At 48.9% G+C, this 14,780-nt stretch carries 14 protein-coding genes and 1 riboswitch; of the genes, 5 read left to right on the forward strand and 9 right to left on the reverse strand.

Translation table 11 applies throughout. The features are described from left to right. The first annotated feature begins 39 nt into the window (after nt 1-39). The 4 genes from WKR14_RS06420 (at nt 40) to rlmM (ending at nt 5,021) form a co-directional block, all read left to right on the forward strand. The gene (locus WKR14_RS06420) at nt 40-789 is read left to right on the forward strand and encodes an electron transfer flavoprotein subunit beta/FixA family protein (protein WP_165564748.1); all 750 of its coding nucleotides are present in this window, start codon (nt 40-42) and stop codon (nt 787-789) included. Further along, the gene (locus WKR14_RS06425) at nt 790-1,713 is read left to right on the forward strand and encodes an electron transfer flavoprotein subunit alpha/FixB family protein (RefSeq protein ID WP_101053618.1); all 924 of its coding nucleotides are present in this window, start codon (nt 790-792) and stop codon (nt 1,711-1,713) included. A 90-nt stretch (nt 1,714-1,803) separates the two neighbouring features. Beyond that, nucleotides 1,804-2,002, forward strand: a riboswitch (Lysine riboswitch). Nucleotides 2,003-2,083: 81 nt separating this feature from the next. Continuing rightward, nucleotides 2,084-3,655: a Na+/H+ antiporter NhaC family protein gene (locus WKR14_RS06430; protein WP_101053620.1), complete on the forward strand. Its 1,572-nt coding sequence runs from the start codon at nt 2,084-2,086 to the stop codon at nt 3,653-3,655. 283 nt (nt 3,656-3,938) lie between these two features. Beyond that, on the forward strand, nt 3,939-5,021 hold the full coding sequence (rlmM, locus tag WKR14_RS06435) for a 23S rRNA (cytidine(2498)-2'-O)-methyltransferase RlmM (RefSeq protein ID WP_101053622.1): 1,083 nt from the start codon (nt 3,939-3,941) through the stop codon (nt 5,019-5,021). A 37-nt stretch (nt 5,022-5,058) separates the two neighbouring features. On the opposite strand, the gene WKR14_RS06440 is transcribed toward rlmM, so the two are convergent. Next, the gene (locus tag WKR14_RS06440; protein WP_101053624.1) at nt 5,059-5,367 is read right to left on the reverse strand and encodes a hypothetical protein; all 309 of its coding nucleotides are present in this window, start codon (nt 5,365-5,367) and stop codon (nt 5,059-5,061) included. Nucleotides 5,368-5,633: 266 nt separating this feature from the next. Here WKR14_RS06440 and WKR14_RS06445 point away from each other — a divergent pair, with 266 nt between their 5' ends. After that, nucleotides 5,634-6,887, forward strand: coding sequence for a valine--pyruvate transaminase (locus WKR14_RS06445; RefSeq protein ID WP_224868301.1), 1,254 nt, complete (start codon nt 5,634-5,636; stop codon nt 6,885-6,887). A 431-nt stretch (nt 6,888-7,318) separates the two neighbouring features. On the opposite strand, the gene WKR14_RS06450 is transcribed toward WKR14_RS06445, so the two are convergent. The 8 genes from WKR14_RS06450 to WKR14_RS06485 all read right to left on the reverse strand — a co-directional run bounded on the left by WKR14_RS06450 (nt 7,319) and on the right by WKR14_RS06485 (nt 14,780). Continuing rightward, nucleotides 7,319-7,786: a hypothetical protein gene (locus tag WKR14_RS06450; RefSeq protein ID WP_224868299.1), complete on the reverse strand. Its 468-nt coding sequence runs from the start codon at nt 7,784-7,786 to the stop codon at nt 7,319-7,321. Continuing rightward, entirely contained in the window at nt 7,787-8,101 is a 315-nt protein-coding gene (locus WKR14_RS06455; protein WP_144221397.1) for a CC0125/CC1285 family lipoprotein, read from the reverse strand. A gap of 292 nt (nt 8,102-8,393) precedes the next feature. Continuing rightward, nucleotides 8,394-9,332 (reverse strand): transposase, encoded by a 939-nt coding sequence (locus WKR14_RS06460; RefSeq protein WP_339087528.1) that lies wholly within the window; start codon nt 9,330-9,332, stop codon nt 8,394-8,396. 213 nt (nt 9,333-9,545) lie between these two features. After that, nucleotides 9,546-10,523 carry a transposase gene (locus WKR14_RS06465; protein ID WP_339087529.1) on the reverse strand — a complete coding sequence of 326 codons (978 nt, stop codon included), beginning with the start codon at nt 10,521-10,523 and terminating at the stop codon, nt 9,546-9,548. 187 nt (nt 10,524-10,710) lie between these two features. Continuing rightward, nucleotides 10,711-11,397, reverse strand: a complete 687-nt coding sequence (locus WKR14_RS06470; RefSeq protein WP_339087530.1) for a hypothetical protein — start codon at nt 11,395-11,397, stop codon at nt 10,711-10,713. A 110-nt stretch (nt 11,398-11,507) separates the two neighbouring features. Further along, complete coding sequence (locus tag WKR14_RS06475; protein ID WP_101055365.1) at nt 11,508-12,065, reverse strand: hypothetical protein; 558 nt, start codon at nt 12,063-12,065, stop codon at nt 11,508-11,510. A gap of 40 nt (nt 12,066-12,105) precedes the next feature. Beyond that, complete coding sequence (locus tag WKR14_RS06480; RefSeq protein WP_101055593.1) at nt 12,106-12,582, reverse strand: DUF2846 domain-containing protein; 477 nt, start codon at nt 12,580-12,582, stop codon at nt 12,106-12,108. Between the two features lie 1,190 nt (nt 12,583-13,772). Beyond that, the gene (locus tag WKR14_RS06485; protein WP_025011991.1) at nt 13,773-14,780 is read right to left on the reverse strand and encodes an isocitrate dehydrogenase; all 1,008 of its coding nucleotides are present in this window, start codon (nt 14,778-14,780) and stop codon (nt 13,773-13,775) included.

Raw genomic sequence — 14,780 nt, forward strand, 5'->3', positions numbered from 1 at the left:
GTAATCCACATTAGATACAAGGTGTAGGAAGGAAACCCTATGAAAGTATTGGTGCCAGTAAAACGTGTGGTCGATGCCAATGTTAAGGTCAGGGTCAAGGCTGACAATACAGGCGTTGAAACAGCCAACCTGAAAATGGCGTTGAATCCATTTTGTGAAATTGCGGTAGAAGAAGCCGTACGTCTAAAAGAAGCCGGCAGTGCTTCTGAAGTCGTTGTTGTCAGCATAGGTCCCAAGGCGGCACAGGAGCAATTGCGTACCGCACTGGCTCTGGGCGCCGACCGTGCCATTCACATTGAAACCGATGAAGAGCTGGTGCCCCTTTCTATTGCCAAACTGCTCAAGGCAGTGCAGGACAAAGAGCAGGCGCAGCTTATTCTGCTCGGCAAGCAGTCCATCGACGGCGATAATAATCAGACCGGACAGATGCTGGCGGCACTCGCCGGTATGCCTCAGGCAACCTTTGCATCTGAAGTGAAGCTGGAAGGTGAAACTTTGCTGGTTACCCGTGAAGTGGATGGCGGCTTACAGACTCTGTCTATGCCTCTACCGGCTGTAGTCACCGCAGATCTGCGTTTGAACGAACCTCGCTACGCATCTTTGCCCAATATCATGAAAGCCAAGCGCAAGCCGTTGGAAACCATGAGTGTTGAAGATTTGGAGGTGACTCTCAAGCAGCACGTACAGGTGTTGGAGGTAGCTGCACCGGCCAGCCGTCAGGCAGGTGTGATGGTGGCTTCCGTTGAGGAGCTGGTGGACAAGTTGAAAAACGAAGCGAAGGTGATCTAAATGGCCGTATTAGTAATAGCAGAACACGATAATGCCAGCCTGAAACAGGACACAGCCAAAGTCGTCGCCGCGGCTAAAGCCATAGGGGGAGATATTCACCTTTTGGTTGCCGGTCAGGATTGTAAGGCCGCCGCCGATGCCGCCACCAAGCTTGAAGGTGTCAATAAAGTATTGCTGGCCGATAATCCAGCCTATGGTGCTCATCTTGCCGACAATATTGGTGAACTCATCTTGTCTCTGAGTGGCGACTACAGCCACATTCTGGCTGCAGCTTCAAGCCAGGGTAAAGACATACTGCCACGAGTGGCGGCTTTGCTGGATGTGGCTCAGCTTTCTGAGATCACCAAGGTGATTGATGCCGACACCTTTGTCCGTCCCGTCTATGCCGGTAACGCCATGGCGACCGTTAAGAGTCTGGATGACAAGAAAGTGGCCACTGTGCGCGCCAGTGCCTTTGACGCCGTTGCCGAGACAGGCTCAGCTGAAATCAATCAGCTCGATAGTGTCTTTGACGCCAAGAGCAGCTTTGTATCCCAGAGCTTGACCGAGTCGGCTCGTCCGGAGCTTGGCAGCGCCAGAGTCATTGTTTCCGGTGGCCGCGGTATGGGCAGTGGCGAAAATTTTGCCATGCTGGAAGCCTTGGCCGATAAATTGGGCGCCGCCGTAGGTGCATCACGTGCTGCTGTGGATGCCGGGTTTGTTCCCAACGACCTGCAGGTTGGCCAGACGGGTAAAATCGTGGCGCCAGAGCTTTATATCGCCGTGGGTATCTCTGGGGCGATTCAGCATCTGGCCGGGATGAAGGACTCAAAAGTCATAGTGGCCATCAACAAAGATCCTGAAGCGCCTATCTTCCAGGTTGCCGATTATGGTTTGGAAGCAGACCTGTTTGATGTTGTGCCCAAGTTGAACGAGTTGATTTAATCTGTGATCTAGGTCACGATAGGCGGCTTTGGGGTAGCATCCTCAAAGCCGCCTATGTTTTTATGTGCCTCACGCCTGACATCAGGCGTCCTGAGAAGTAGAGGCGCACTAAATATCAGTAGCGGTAAGCAGGGTGATTCCGTTTATGTATCGCGAAAGGATTTGGTGCCGAAGTGGTTGCGACTCATCAAGGTCCACCGCTGGGGCTGTTACCAAATAGGGGCAGCACTGCCATAGTATATTCTGTCGGGATGACAGATTGACGTTACTATGGAGCGCTACTGAAAGGACAGGTGCTACTCGGTATGCTATTGCCTTTTCCCACCAGTTCAGTTGCCCTCCATTCGTATTTAACGAAGAACAAGACTCAATGACAGTACTAAGTTATGCCGACTCGGCACTCTCTTTGTTGCCGCCGGTTGTGGCAATTTTATTGGCGATCTTCACCCGGCGGGTGTTGTTATCGCTGGGACTAGGAATACTGATCGGAGCCTTGTTGCTCAATCAATGGTCGGTATTGGATACCGGGGTTTATCTGGGACAAAGGGTGCTTTCCCTGGTTTGGGACGATGGCGCTTTTAATGCCTGGAACCTGTATATTCTGGGGTTCCTGGTGCTGCTGGGAATGATCACTGCACTGATCACCGTCAGTGGCTCGGCCAGAGCCTTTGCCAACTGGGCCAGACAGCATATCCGCAATCGTCGTGATGCCAAGTTGCTGACTATGTTTCTCGGCTGTGCGGTGTTTATCGATGACTACTTCAACAGCCTGGTGGTGGGAAGTATCGCTAGGCCGCTGACCGACAGATACTATATCTCCCGCTCCAAACTGGCGTATCTTTTGGATTCGACCGCGGCGCCTGTGTGCGTTATCTCGCCGGTGTCCAGCTGGGGCGCCTATATTATTGCCCTTATCGGCGGTATTCTCACCGCCCACGGTTTTACTGAGACCGGGCATCTGAGCGCTTTCGTACAGATGATCCCGATGAACTTCTATGCCTTGTTTGCCTTGGCGCTATTGCTGTGTGTGGCCTATATGGAGCTGGATATCGGCGCTATGCGCAAACACGAGCTCAACGCCCGTAAAGGCAATCTCTATGATGAGACCAAGGGACTGCCGCCCGGTGCCAATGCAGATCTGCCCGAGGCGGAAACCGGTCAGGTGCACGGTTTGTTCTTGCCCATAGGTGTCTTGGTGGTGGCGACCTTCTACTTTATGGTTTCCAGCGGCGCCGATGCCCTGGCGGCAGAAAGCCTGCCTTTCACTATCATAGGTGCCTTCGAGAAAACCGATGTGGGTTCATCACTGTTTTTCGGTGCTTCCATTGGTCTGGTGGTAACTCTGCTGCTGGCCTTTATCCAGAAGATAGAAGCCAAGATGATCCTCAAGGCGCTTACCTCGGGTGCCCGTTCCATGTTGCCGGCCATCTATATTCTGATGTTTGCCTGGACCATAGCCGGGATCATTGGCTCACTGGAAACCGGCAAGTTTATGGCCAGTCTCGCCAGTGGCAATATTCCCTTTGCCTTGCTGCCGGCCGTGCTATTTATTTTGGCTGGGCTTACCGCCTTTTCTACCGGTACCAGTTGGGGCACTTTCGGGATCATGTTGCCGATTGCCGCCGATATGGCCATGGGCAGCCACAGCAGTATGATGTTGCCTATGTTGGCGGCCGTGCTGTCCGGCGCTGTGTTTGGCGATCACTGCTCGCCGATATCGGACACCACGATTTTGTCTTCCACAGGTGCAGGCTGCCATCATATCGACCATGTGTTGACTCAGCTGCCCTATGCGGTCTTGGTAGCAGTTATTTCCCTCGGTGGTTATATAGTGCTCGGTTTTACCGAGTCGGTATGGCTTGGGCTTGCCAGTAGTTGTGTGCTGTTCCTGTTGGGATTGGTGTGGCTCAAGTGGCAACAACCCAAGAATACTAATGCCTGATCAGCTACTGAATAGCTCGCGTTAACAGCACCCGCCCTGATGGCGGGTGTTTTGTTGTAATGGCATTGCGCGTACTTGGTTCAGCTTGAGTTGATCTCGGCAAAGAGTCGTGTGCCGCCGTCAATTTTGGCAGTATTTGAATACCTGACCAAGATTTACGCTAGTTCAAAGTCCCATAAGGAATGGAATAACTAACCTGCGATGGGAAAAGGCTTCTGATATACTTGCCGCCTTCGCCAGTTGCCGGAGGCTTTCCGGTAAGATTCACTGTTTGGAAATACCAATGAACAACCTGTTTCTGTTTTGTCGTGCCGGCTATGAAAAAGAGTGCGCGGCCGAGATCCAAAATCGGGCGGCACTGCTCAATGTCGGTGGTTTCGTCAAGGCCAATAACAACGATGCCTATGTGATCTTTCAATGTTTTGCCGAAGGGGAAGCCGACACCTTGGCACAGGAACTGGCGCTGGACTCATTGATCTTTGCCCGGCAGATGTTTGTCTGCGGCGATCTGCTCAGCGACCTGCCTCCGGAAGACAGGGTAGGGCCAATTACTGCCGCGCTTGAAGATATCAGCAAGGGCGGTGAGCTCAGGGTCGAAACCCCGGATACCAACGAAGCCAAAGAGCTGCTGACCTTCTGCCGCAAGTTTACCGTGCCGCTGCGTCAGTCGCTGAAACAGAGCGGTACATTGCTGGCCAAGGAAAACCCCAAGCGGCCGATAATCCATGTGTGCTTTGTGGCACCGGGCAAGGCGTTTGCCGGTTATTCCTACAGCCATAACTCGTCACCGTTTTTTATGGGGATCCCCAGGCTCAAGTTTCCCGCCGATGCGCCCAGCCGTTCGACTTTGAAACTGGATGAGGCTTTCAATCACTTTATTCCCGAGCCGCAGCGGGAAGAACGTTTGCGCAGCGGCCTCAACGCCGTGGATCTCGGCGCCTGCCCCGGTGGCTGGACCTATCAGTTGGTGCGCCGCGGCATGTTTGTATCGGCTGTCGACAACGGCCCCATGGATGCGGGTTTGATGGAAACCGGCCAGGTGACTCACTTCCAGGCCGACGGTTTCCGTTTCGAGCCCAAGCGCAAGAACATCTACTGGTTGGTGTGTGACATGGTGGAAAAACCGGCCAGGGTGGCCGAACTGATGGAAGCCTGGGCCATTAATGGCTGGTTCAAAGAGGCTATCTTTAACCTGAAATTACCGATGAAGAGCCGTTACAAAGAGGTGAGCACCATATTGGAAAATATGCAGGCCATTCTCAAAGAAAACGGCATCACAGAGTTTAAGCTGGCCTGTAAACACCTCTATCACGACAGGGATGAAGTGACTGTGCATCTGTGGCTGCGACCCAACTCTCCTTGGTGAGTTGGCACTCGAGGCCCCAAGCGGGCCTTGATGCGTTTCAGCTCAAGGCCAACTGCTGTAGCACGGCATCCGGGATGTCATACTGGCCGCAAACCCACTCAAGATTGCCGTCGACAAAGCCGAGTAGCTCCCGGGTCAACATCAGGTTATAGACGGCATCGGCCACTAGGCTAACGTACTCGGCTTTTTTTCTCGGTGACAAGTGATGGTGGCGCTGATAATCCTGCAGTGCCTGTTCCAACTTCTTGCCGGCAACGCCCAGGGAACCGGCTTGTTCCCGCATCAATTCCTGCTCTAACAGACTCTGCTGTTGCTGCTTTAGTTCTCTCAGTTTTGAGGCTGACACCCGCTGCTCCTATGGTTGCTTCTCCTGTTTTTAAGTGTGTGCCCCTGATAATGGATCAACAAGTCGATGTCGGCGAAATGTTCGCTGGCGCACAAAAATTTGCTCTCAAATGACCATGCAACTCTTATTCGGGGCGTTTGCAGCCATTTAAGCTTGGTAAATATTGAGTTGTATCACGCAACTAAAAAACTTTTAAGGTGTAATCTGCCGCGGTTCCTGTTACTAAATAAGTTCTGTTTCTTGATATGAGTCTGCGGATAGAAGTAATGCAGTTTTCCAAGTTTGGCGACAAGTTTAACCGTTATACAGGTATCACCCAGTTGATGGATGATCTCAACGAAGGGCTACGCACTCCGGGAGCGATTATGCTGGGGGGCGGTAACCCGGCGGCCATCCCCTCCATGTTGGACTATTTTACCGAGCTCAGTGCCGATATGTTGGCCAAGGGCGAGTTGCTCGCGGCCATGACCAACTATGATGGCCCGCAGGGAAAAGATGCCTTTCTCAATGCCTTGGCCAAGCTGCTGAACGATACCTACGGTTGGTCGCTGACCAAAAACAATATCAGCCTCACCAACGGCAGCCAGAGCTCGTTTTTCTCGCTGTTCAACCTGTTTGCCGGCACCACTGCCGAGGGGCAAAAACGCAAGATTGTACTGCCGCTGGCCCCGGAGTATATCGGCTACAGTGATGCCGGTCTGGAAGATGAACTGTTTCGTACCTTCAAGCCGGAAATCACCAAGCTGGATGGCGGTTTATTCAAATATCACATCGACTTTGAAAGGCTTAAAGTCGATGCCGATATCAGCGCCATTTGTGTTTCACGGCCGACTAACCCTACAGGCAATGTGCTGACCGATGAAGAGGTGGATAAGCTGGATAAGCTGGCAAGAGCGCATGGGATCCCGCTGATCCTCGACTGCGCTTATGGCTCACCTTTCCCCAATATTCTGTTTGAGGATGTGACCCCTTTCTGGAACGACAACACTGTGTTGTGCATGAGTCTTTCCAAGCTGGGGCTGCCGGGGCTGCGCTGCGGGATAGTGATAGCCAACGAAGCCATTACCCAGGCGCTGACCAATATCAACGGTATTATCTCACTGGCACCGGGCAGCATGGGCCCGGCGATGGCGACAGAGATGATAGCCCGTGGTGATATGCTGCGGCTCGGCAATGAAGTGGTGCGGCCTTTCTATCTGCAGCGGGCGCAGCAAACCGTGGCCATGCTGCAACAGGCTCTGCCGGACCCCAGGTTCAGAATTCATAAACCCGAGGGCGCGATTTTCCTCTGGCTCTGGTTTGAAGGCCTGCCCATCAGTGCCATGGAACTTTATCGACGCCTGAAAGCCAGGGGCGTGTTGCTGGTGCCCGGGGAGTATTTCTTCTTCGGACTGGCCGAAGAGTGGCCACACGCCGGCGAGTGTATTCGGATGAACTATGTACAACAACCCGAGTTGATGCGCCGCGGCATTGAAATCATCGCCGAAGAAGTCAATAAGGCTTGGGCGCAGCTTGGTTGAAACCAAGGCTACTATCGCAGAGTTGCTTGCTGTGAGTTTTAAGCAACTCTGCTGTAGCATTGTGAATCGCCACTGATTTTCCAGACACCTTTTAGTTAGATAAACTCGCTAATTGTCAGAAATTGTTTAGCTGAATCCCTGCGGCTCCCAAGTATTTCTCCCCAATCGAACTTTGTTCGACCTCCATCGTGTCTGAAATTCGATTTTTTGCACTCATTTCAATAACCGAGCACCCCTCAAAAGGCTTGAAAGATTATTTTCTCTCAGTGAAAACATCAGTGTTTCTGTGATCCAGGCAACTAGAGTCTTCACTCAGCTAATAATGGGTGTCTTTGTTACTTCTCGCTTGTTAAAGGGCAAAATTTGGTTGGCTATAATCTTGAGCGGAGCGAAATCAGCCAACTGAATTTTGTCCACTATTCAACAGCTTGTTAGTTGCGTTTTGCAAACTGCCACCAATCCCTATTTGCATAGAAAATCCAACTCAAATTTTTAGGAACCACATATAGGAATAGGATATCAGTGGAACTCTGAAATCTATCAAAGCTTTCCCAGTTCAATTCAAATTCAGCGTTTAACTTCTTAGTTAAGCCTGTACTTGTGTATGTTCGTTCAAATGTCTCAAACGCATAAACAGAGATATTATTTGAATGCTCAGAGGTGGAAATGAACACTGCATCAAATTGCTCTTTAGATAACCAATTATGGTCGTCTGAGTTAAATCCTTTAGTAACCAACCAGTCATTATCAATTAGGTTAATTTCATGGTCACCATCCAAAACTAAAATGCTTTTCAAATTATCGAAATTCATTTGGATACCAGTAAGCAACTGACGCCCCAAGCGGGGGCTATTTTGAGCGCAGCGAGAAATAGTCCCACTGCCTTGGTTTGTTAGCATTCAATCACATTTAATTTCTGCTTTTTTCCATGGATGATCGAATGTGACACCAGCAGTACCCATTGCAAAAGAATTGTTTTTGCCAGTGTTGGCAGATAATTCGGTGTAGCCATTTGGACAAAGTTCACTCGCGCGTCTTGCCCAATATTCATTAACAGTTTCCTTTGAAGTAGTGCCATTGCCAAGGTACTCAACATAATAATGGCCATCACTTATTTCTTTGTCCTTGTAACCGCCAGACCACGTGTGCGCTTGATAACCTGTTGCACAAGCACTTAAAAGAAAAATAAGAGAAATAATAGCTGTGTTTTTCACGATACCTCCATGTTCAAAATTGAATGCTAACAGCTGTATAGTGTGCATGCGCGTTTTAGTCCTCGGAAATAAATATCAAGCCACCCACTATAAAACAATAACTTAATCTTCTTTCAGTCTGCGTTCAAGCACCGTTAGATGATTTGAGCCCCCGGCGGCCGAACGTTACTTTGTCGTTGCAGAAGTTTGATGAAATCGAACCGATTTCACGCAAAAATGCGAGATTTGAGCCGTGCTAGCCCTACCCATGGTTCAGGGGATTTCAATGACTGTGGTTGAGATAGCGTGGGGTTCAGGTCATTTGAAAGTACTGACAGCTGGTTGCAAAATGCCGTCGTCGCTTCTCCAAGTGTTCGCAGTAGCAGCTGAGCTCTTGCAAGGTGCCTACCGGCCCACGAAATAGTTTTCCAAATTCAGTGGTAAGCTTGAGCCAGTTCTCATGATGGATATTCAACCGCATCAGTAGCTTGGCACTCCTTTCACCTATCACGCCACGCTTATCATCGCGAATACAACGCCCGGTATCATCCACCAATTCAAGATAATCCTTGAGCCCAAACGCAATACCGCTGCGCTGGTTATCGCATTCATTGCCAATAAAGGGCAGTAGCTTGGTGGGTTGTTCGCATTTCAAAGCGGCCTGAATACGTAGCCGAATGCTGGTATGCTCTGATTGCTCAGGCGTATCGGCCATCTTGGCTCTGATGGGATTGAGGTCAACGTAAGCCATGCAGGTTAACACTGCGGCTTCATCCAGTAAGGCTTGCGACTTAAATCTTCCTTCCCAGAATCGGCCGGTACAGTTATCTTCCTGATTGGCTTGACGCGCTATCGGTTCGTTGAGACAACGCATGAACCAACTGATGTCACATAACCTACTGCGATAAATCGCAATGGTGCGTTTCAGCCTGGGCACTTCATACGCTTCAATCAGCTCACCCTGGGTGAATTTGTGGGTTAACTCATCACCTTTGAACAGCTTATGCCATTGCTCAAGCACTTCTCTGTCTGTCCATCGGTTTGCTGTCTCTATATCGATATGCAACACCAGATGCAGATGATTACTCATGATGGCGAATGCCGCCACATCAATGGCAAAAACGGCCTCCAATTCAAACAGTAAAGATTCTACCCAACCACGGCGGTGGTCATAATTCTTGCCCGAGTAGGCATCATCACCACATAGAAAGGCACGCCGCACCACGCGGCTGCAACAGTGGTACAAAATCAAGCCACCCACTATAAAACAATAACTTAATCTTCTTTCAGTCTGCGTTCAAGCACCGCTAGGGGATTTGAGCACTCAGAGATCGAAAGAGATCCTTGAGTTGCAGAGGTTTGATGAAATCGAACCTATTTCACGTAAAAATGCGAGATTTGAGCCGTGCTAGCCCTACCCATGGTTCAGGGGATTTCAATGACTGTGGTTGAGATAGCGTGGGGTTCAGGTCATTTGAAAGTACTGACAGCTGGTTGCAAAATGCCGTCGTCGCTTCTCCAAGTGTTCACAGTAGCAGCTGAGCTCTTGCAAGGTGCCTACCGGCCCACGAAATAGTTTTCCAAATTCAGTGGTAAGCTTGAGCCAGTTCTCATGATGGATATTCAAGCGCGTCAGTAGCTTGGCACTCCTTTCACCTATCACGCCACGTTTATCATCGCGAATACAACGCCCGGTATCATCCACCAATTCAAGATAATCCTTGAGCCCAAACGCAATACCATTGGGCTGGTTATCGCACTCATCGCCAATAAAGGGCAGTAGCTTGGTGGGTTGTTCGCATTTCAAAGCGGCCTGAATACGTAGCCGAATGCTGGTATGCTCTGATTGCTCAGGCGTATCGGCCATCTTGGCTCTGATGGGGTTGAGGTCAACGTAGGCCATGCAGGTTAACACCGCGGCTTCATCCAGTAAGGCTTGCGACTTAAATCTTCCTTCCCAGAATCGGCCGGTACAGTTATCTTCCTGATTGGCTTGACGCGCTATCGGTTCGTTGAGACAACGCATGAACCAACTGATGTCACATAACCTACTGCGATAAATCGCGATAGTATGCTTCAGCCTGGGGACTTCATGCGCTTCAATCAGCTCACCCTGGGTGAATTTCTGGGTTAACTCATCACCTTTGAACAGCTTATGCCATTGCTCAAGCACTTCTCTGTCTGTCCATCGGTTTGCTGTCTCTATATCGATATGCAACACCAAATGCAGATGATTACTCATGATGGCGAATGCCGCCACATCAATGGCAAAAACGGCCTCCAGTTCAAACAGTAACGATTCTACCCAACCACGGCGGTGGTCATAATTTTTACCCGAGTAGGCATCATCACCACACAGAAAGGCTCGCCGTACCACGCGGCTGCAACAGTGATAGTAAGTTGTATCTTCAAGGCTGATTTGAGTTCGGCGAGGGCGCGGCATAATAACCTCCTTGTTAAATGCTTAAACAAAGGATAGTCGGAGGCTAACTACCGCGCTATTAACGTTGGGTGTCCATATTTTGTTGGGTGTCCATATTTTGTTTCAGTAAGCTACCTTAAACACAAAAACGCAACGCATAGCGGAAATGCCAAGCGTTGCGAATCACTCTTAAACAGATTGTTAAATGTCACTTTTCGTTGGACGAATTAGACGACCCTGAGCCACCACCATTACCTGCTGATGATTGTCCACTAGACTTCGTTTGAGTTCCCGGAGCCATTTGCATTGTAGGGATATCAGCACTAGCTGTGGCTGAACTACGACTTGGGGCACTTTGCATTCTAGGAATATCAGCGCTATCAGTTGTAGTCGCACGGAATGACGTTGGATTTTTATTTGCCATAGGTTCACTTTTTATATTAAGAATTACGAATAAGACAACTAATGATATTGCCACACCAAAAAATATACCAGTAAATCTGTTAAGGATTGTATTGAATTTTTGATATGGGTTCTTTGCTGTCTGAGCACTGACTAAAGCCTTTAAATAGTAGTCTTCTGCGATCTCTAATTGTGTATCAATCGCCTTGTTACCAACCAGATAAGCGACCAAGGTTGATAGGACTGTCAGCAAAAATAATACCCATGATGTTTTCAATGCCCATAAGTAACTTGCCGTTTCTAATGGGACAACAAATCTTATTGCGGTCAGAGACAATGCAAGCCCAGCGGAAGACAATGATAAGATTGCTTTATCATACCCTTCATTGTTTGAAAGCTGACGCTTCAGTAGCTCTTCTCGAAACTTGTCATGTATTTCTTCACTGCGTTTTTGTTCTTCTTCTGTTCTTTCGAACTTATCTTGCTTCGCCAAGCTTCCTCCACTGACATTTAACGCCCTGTTAATGGGCAAAATTTAGTTGGCTATAATCTTGAGCGGAGCGAAACCAGCCAACTTAATTTTGTCCACTATTCAACAGCTTGTTAGGTTTCATCTTCATAAAACCACATTGGCACATGTAAGCACATGAACTCTTTAAGTATCTTTAGGGACTTCAATGAATCCTGTTTAGCGAATTCAACTGGCTCGAAAATGCCGCTATCTAGAATTTTCTTATCCAAAGAACCGGCTTTCAACCCTGCTTTAGCGTGCACATATGGGTTTCTTATTAACCGAAGCTCATTCAATCTGTTGTGGAGTTCAGTTGATACGTAATTCTGTTCTTTAGCAGAATCTATTATTTTCTTAAATGATGATTCTGCGATCCCATTTTGACCGGACATTATGAAATGCCCCGATAAACTATGCTCTATGAACGCCTGGCAAAGTAAAATGACCGCCATGAAGTTTCCCGATACATAACTGTTTGCGACCTCATGTAGCGCTAGTAATGACTGAGTTCCCCCCTGAAGCAACTTATCCCCTTGAGGGCCAAATAATTCATTTAATTCAACTAGCCTTTCAATTCGCTCTTTTTCAGTTTGCTGTTGGTCTTCAAGATAGCCCTCAATTACTGACTTTATAAAGTCACTGTACTCCATTACCTACTCCAGAAACCTAACGCTCAAAGCAGTGGCCGCATTAGCGGTCCAGCTGACTTTGCTTGTTAGCTGGGGTGATATATCTACAACATTCTTTTAACTCTTTCTCAGCTATTGATTTTTCCATATATAGTGCCTCAGAACCCGCACGATACTTAAGACCTAAATTTTCGAAACTACCAGTAATTTTTAAAAAGTGTTCTTTTCCTGCTTCAATAGGAATTTCAAAACTTAAATCAGGCCACCCAGCATCCCATGCCCAGTCAACGGTCACGTTATGGTTGCCTGGTGATAGATAAATCCATGTATATGCTTTTTCTGGTGGATCGATGATCTTATTGCTGTCAACTAATATACTTGGTGTTCTTAAAATTGGATACGCGCCCACACGATAAATGTACAAGGTACCACTGTTATCATTAGCGATAGGTGCAGGTCTATAAGGCGGCGCATCTTTTGGTATAGAGGCACAACCAGACAAGACAGCTAACATTATAATTGGTAAGATTTTTCTCATAGTTTTTCCTTTAGTACAGCTAACAGCTGTATAGTACGCATGCGCGTTTTAGTCCTCGGAGGAGTGTAAACGCGCATCGCTATCTGTTTGTATTAGCTGGATATAATAGAGTTTAGCCCTAATATCCCTTGCAGCTAAACGCGCATGCGCGTTTTCTAAACCTATTATCTACCAGCTGTATTTTTTAACGTTATGAATTTAATAGTATTTCCTGCAATGTTACGGAAATAACGCGCAAGCTTAGCTGCAAATTCCCGGCATTTTGCCCGGAACGTCAATAATACAGTGTAAAAAATCAGTTCTGAGGTGCTTGTCATGAACGTTCTAGGTCCAATAAAAGCCGAGTAAAGCCATGGCTACCGCACGGGGCTAAACTCTGTTCGTCCCTGCATTCCGTTGAAAACGGAAAAGTGTTGCTGCTTCTGGCCTTAAGCTTAAGAAAGTGCTAAAGCTAAGCGTTTGAATTGGTTATACAATACCCAGTACTGAATTTGAAAACAATTAGCCAAAGGTCAAGTTTTTGACAAAGGCAACAAAACCCTAATTTGGTTTGTTTTTGAAGCAGAATTGACTGGGTTTGAAACCTAAAGTGACTTCCCCCAGCTAATGCCGGGTGTTTGCATTACAGATGTTTCAAGCTACTCAGCGCTAACAAAATTGCACCAATTCCCCCTTCGGAGCCGCCGCTGGCGTTGTTGCAAATTGGCGTAGCCGAGACAGGGATGTCGAGGCTCGAAGGTCGAGCAAGGCGAATGTTGCGAAGCAACAAGTGCATGAGCGCGAGCCAAGGAAGGCGAGCTGGCCGTTATGCATGGAAGCATTTGGCGAGTCCTGAGTGTAGCCAATTTGCTTTATAAGGCAGCGGGGATTTCGGCTACGTCGGGGTGTCCTTGGGGATGCAAGGGGCTTTGGACAAGCAAAGCCCCTTGCCCGGTGTGGTTTGACGAGAGTTGCGTAACAACGTGCTTCGAGCGAGAGCCAGGGAAGGCGAACTGGCCCTTGTGCATGGATGCACTTGCTCCACGACTTTAACCCGCTGGCACAGCGACTAACATAGCTTTCAGCTCAAAATAGCCAAAAACATTAGTTGGGCTTCCAGCGACGGATGTTTCCCATTGTCTGCCAACACAGGCATAAAAAAGGATGACCTTGGGTCATCCTTTTTAGCAACTTACTGAGTTGATATTAGATCAGAGTCTATCCAGCACCGCTTGGGTGAAGTCAGTGGTGCCATGGGTACCACCGAGATCGCGGGTAGTGCGGTCGCCTTCTTCGATAACCGCAGAAACTGCAGCGCGAATGGCGGCGGCTTTATCTGACATACCCAAGTATTCCAGCATCTGGATAGATGCCAGGATCACTGAAGTTGGGTTCGCCAGGTTTTTGCCGGCAATATCCGGGGCACTGCCATGAACCGCTTCAAAGATAGCGGCGTTGCTGCCGATGTTGGCGCCCGGGGCCATGCCCAGACCACCCACCAGACCGGCGCAGAGATCTGACAGAATGTCACCGAACAGGTTGGTGGTGACTATCACGTCGAAGTTTTCCGGGTTCATTACCAGCTTCATACAAGTGGCGTCAACAATCATCTCTTCGGTAGTAATGTCCGGATAACGCTGGCTGACTTCACGGGCCACTTTCAGGAACAGGCCTGAAGTCGACTTCATGATGTTGGCCTTGTGGACTATGGTCACCTTCTTGCGACCTTCCTTGCGAGCCAGTTCATAGGCGAAGGTAGCTATCTGCTCGGCACCCTGACGGGTAATGATACTGGTGGCTTCGGCAATGGCACCGTCTTCAGACAATTTTTGTCCCAGGCCTGAGTACATACCTTCAGTGTTTTCACGCACTGTAATGATATCTATGTTCTCATATCTGGCTTGGGTGCCCTTGAAGGAAAGCACGGGCCGCACGTTGGCGTACAGGCTGAACTTCTTACGCAGGGTCACGTTGATAGAGGTGAAGCCTTCGCCAACAGGGGTTGTCAGTGGGCCTTTGAGAGTGATACGGTTCTTCTCGATGAGATCCAGCGTGCGCTGAGGCAGGAGCTCACCGTGTTTTTCCAGAGCAGTCAGACCGGCATCGGCAAATTCATATTCAAAGTCGCACCCCGCCTTATCGAGAATTTTAAGGGCTGAGTCGATAATGCTGGGGCCGATCCCATCACCAGGGATCACGGTAATAGTTCTTTTTGACAT

This window comes from Shewanella chilikensis (assembly GCF_037953065.1).
Taxonomy (GTDB): Bacteria; Pseudomonadota; Gammaproteobacteria; order Enterobacterales; family Shewanellaceae; genus Shewanella; species Shewanella chilikensis.

Bases quoted from the DNA above. Each gene is read 5' to 3' on its own strand.
- rlmM (WP_101053622.1), top strand. From the start codon at position 3,939: ATGAACAACCTGTTTCTGTTTTGTCGTGCCGGCTATGAAAAAGAGTGC.
- WKR14_RS06480 (WP_101055593.1), bottom strand. From the start codon at position 12,582: ATGAGAAAAATCTTACCAATTATAATGTTAGCTGTCTTGTCTGGTTGT.
- WKR14_RS06425 (WP_101053618.1), top strand. From the start codon at position 790: ATGGCCGTATTAGTAATAGCAGAACACGATAATGCCAGCCTGAAACAG.
- WKR14_RS06420 (WP_165564748.1), top strand. From the start codon at position 40: ATGAAAGTATTGGTGCCAGTAAAACGTGTGGTCGATGCCAATGTTAAG.
- WKR14_RS06485 (WP_025011991.1), bottom strand. From the start codon at position 14,780: ATGTCAAAAAGAACTATTACCGTGATCCCTGGTGATGGGATCGGCCCC.
- WKR14_RS06445 (WP_224868301.1), top strand. From the start codon at position 5,634: ATGCAGTTTTCCAAGTTTGGCGACAAGTTTAACCGTTATACAGGTATC.
- WKR14_RS06465 (WP_339087529.1), bottom strand. From the start codon at position 10,523: ATGCCGCGCCCTCGCCGAACTCAAATCAGCCTTGAAGATACAACTTAC.
- WKR14_RS06430 (WP_101053620.1), top strand. From the start codon at position 2,084: ATGACAGTACTAAGTTATGCCGACTCGGCACTCTCTTTGTTGCCGCCG.
- WKR14_RS06475 (WP_101055365.1), bottom strand. From the start codon at position 12,065: ATGGAGTACAGTGACTTTATAAAGTCAGTAATTGAGGGCTATCTTGAA.
- WKR14_RS06450 (WP_224868299.1), bottom strand. From the start codon at position 7,786: ATGCTAACAAACCAAGGCAGTGGGACTATTTCTCGCTGCGCTCAAAAT.